The organism is Pseudomonas sp. (genome assembly GCF_050739655.1).
Taxonomy (GTDB): domain Bacteria; phylum Pseudomonadota; class Gammaproteobacteria; order Pseudomonadales; family Pseudomonadaceae; genus Aquipseudomonas.
Window position 1 is genome coordinate 1 of sequence record NZ_JBOIBY010000487.1, and the last position, 2,590, is coordinate 2,590.

At 55.9% G+C, this 2,590-nt stretch carries 3 protein-coding genes and 1 rRNA gene; all 4 read left to right on the plus strand.

Annotated features, from left to right (window positions below):
- Window positions 1–85 (plus strand): 5S ribosomal RNA (gene rrf / locus ACRESJ_RS23425); the annotation flags it as partial.
- Between the two features lie 136 nt (window positions 86–221).
- The gene (birA, locus tag ACRESJ_RS23430) at window positions 222–1,181 is read left to right on the plus strand and encodes a bifunctional biotin--[acetyl-CoA-carboxylase] ligase/biotin operon repressor BirA (RefSeq protein ID WP_431760023.1); all 960 of its coding nucleotides are present in this window, start codon (window positions 222–224) and stop codon (window positions 1,179–1,181) included.
- Window positions 1,171–1,920, plus strand: coding sequence for a pantothenate kinase (locus ACRESJ_RS23435; protein ID WP_431760024.1), 750 nt, complete (start codon window positions 1,171–1,173; stop codon window positions 1,918–1,920). Before birA ends, ACRESJ_RS23435 begins: the two co-directional genes overlap by 11 nt.
- A 7-nt stretch (window positions 1,921–1,927) precedes the next feature.
- Entirely contained in the window at window positions 1,928–2,368 is a 441-nt protein-coding gene (locus ACRESJ_RS23440; RefSeq protein ID WP_431760025.1) for a hypothetical protein, read from the plus strand.
- Window positions 2,369–2,590: the final 222 nt, after the last annotated feature.

Here is a 2,590-nt window from a genome sequence, read left to right on the forward strand (position 1 = left end):
ATCCCATCCCGAACTCAGCAGTGAACCGATGCATCGCCGATGGGAGTGTGGGGTTTCCCCAGGTGAGAGTAGGTCATCGTCAAGATTAAATTCCAAAACCCCTATCTGCGTACGCAGGTAGGGGTTTTGTTTTGTCCGCAGAAAAGTCACGGCTACTGGATTTCTATGCAATAGCTCGGCGCGTGGCTATCATGCGGGCCTCATTGTGAGGCGAGACCTGCATGCTGACGTTGTTAAAGCTTCTTAAAGATGGCCGATTCCATTCGGGCCAGGCGTTGGGTGCTGCCCTGGGCGTCAGTCGCAGTGCCGTGTGGAAGCAGCTTCAGCATTTGGAAGCTGAGCTGGGTTTGTCTATTCATAAAGTTCGTGGACGCGGCTATCAATTGTCCGCGCCATTAGCGTTGCTTGATCCTTCCGAGATAAGTGCGCAGGCGCTCTCCTGCAACTGGCCCGTCCAGGTCTACGACTCGATCGACTCCACGAATGCCGAGGCACTGCGTGCCGTAGAGCGGGGCCAGGCGGCACCATTTCTTGTGCTTGCGGAGCGGCAGACGGCCGGACGCGGGCGACGTGGTCGCAAATGGGTTAGTCCATTCGCAGAGAACGTCTATTACAGCCTGGTACTGCGCATTGATGGTGGGATGCGTCAGCTGGAGGGTTTGAGTCTCGTCGTTGGGCTTGCTGTTTTGCAGACGCTACGTGAGCTCGGCATTGCTGCCGCTGGGTTGAAGTGGCCAAACGATGTTCTTGTGGGTCAGAAAAAGATCGCGGGAATATTGCTCGAGTTGGTTGGTGACCCTGCTGATGTGTGTCACGTGGTTCTCGGGGTGGGGATCAATGTGAACATGCAGTCCGCTGATGAGGTGGACCAGCAATGGACATCCATGCGACTCGAGTCAGGCAGAATGTTTGATCGCAACCAGTTGGTCGCCAGGCTGGGGGAGATGCTGCAGCGATACCTGGCTCGACATCAGGCGGGTGGTTTTTTGGCGATCCAGTCCGAGTGGGAGCAAAATCACCTGTGGCAGGGGCGAAGCGTGTCGTTGATTGCCGGTGTCAATCAAATTGATGGCGAGGTGCTTGGTATCGATAGCCAGGGCGCCTTGCGCCTGAAGGTGGATGGTGTGGAGAAAGTCTTCAGTGGTGGTGAGTTGAGCCTGAGGTTGCGTGATGATTCTTGAGCTCGATTGTGGGAATAGTTTCATCAAGTGGCGCGTGCTTGCCGTAAATGCCGGGCAGGTGCTTGGTGAGGGAGCCGTTGACTCCGATCTCGCATTGCTTGAGGGGTTGAGGGGGCTCAAAGGGCTTGTTCTCACGTTTTGTCGGCTGGTGAGCGTCAGGACTGCGGAGGAGACCGGTGCGCTGACGTCTTTGCTGAGGGAAACCTTTGACGTACCGGTTGTGTGCGCAACGCCTGCACGCGAAATGTCAGGCGTGCGCAATGGGTATGAGGAGTTTGAACGGCTGGGTCTGGATCGGTGGCTTGCAATGCTTGGAGGCTTTCATCTGGCTTCAGGTGCGTGCCTGGTGCTCGACTTCGGTACGGCTGTGACTGCTGACTTTATCGCGGCGGATGGGGAGCACCTGGGTGGTTTCATCTGTCCGGGTATGCCGTTGATGCGCAACCAGCTGCGCACCCACACTCGCAAGATTCGCTATGGGGACCTTGCGGCTGAGCAGGCTCTGGAAAGTCTTGTTCCAGGTCGCGCGACTGTTGAGGCTGTAGAGCGTGGTTGTTTGTTGATGTTGCGCGGCTTCGTACTGACTCAGCTCGAGTTGGCGCGCAGTTACTGGGGTGAGGACTTTGCCGTATTCCTCACTGGGGGGGATGCAAACCTGGTTTCTGAGGTCGTGCCTCAGGCCAGGGTGGTTCCGGACTTGGTGTTTGTCGGATTGGCCATGGCCTGTCCCTTGTCCTGAGGTTTTTATGCGTTGGTTGTTTTTGCTGCTGCTTGTCCTCAATGGTTTCTACTACATCTGGCATCAACAAGAGGCCCCGCTGCGCGCGAAGGATGTCACGCCCTTGAGCTTGTATCGCGGGTCCCAGCAAGATATCCGCCTGTTGAGCGAGGCAAATGACGTATCCAAAGATAAGGGTAAAGCCGCCTCGACAGACAATGGCTGCCTTTATCTGGGAGGGTATACACGCCAGGAGTCCGCGCAGGCGGTTGAGCGGCGGTTGAGCGGGATGGAGGTCAAGTTCCAGTCTCTGCCAAGAGCAGGGTCGGAAAGTGCCGGGTATTGGGTGCGTATTGCCCCGGAAAGCCGGCGCTGGCTGGACGATCTTCAGCTGATAAACCTTTCTAAAGAATTCAATGAGTTAAAACATAAAATAATGCCGTGCGAGGGGGTTGCACCCATCGAATAGTTTGCATAGAATGGCGCCCGCTCCACAGCGAACACCGGAAACGGTTAGTGATGTGAAGCGAGGTCAACGCAGCTAAGCTCAGGTTTTTAATGAGAAAAATGCTTGACAGAAGGCTGGCATGATGTAGAATGCCGGCTCGCTTAGGAGGGGTTCCCGAGCGGCCAAAGGGATCAGACTGTAAATCTGACGTCTACGACTTCGAAGGTTCGAATCCTTCCCCCT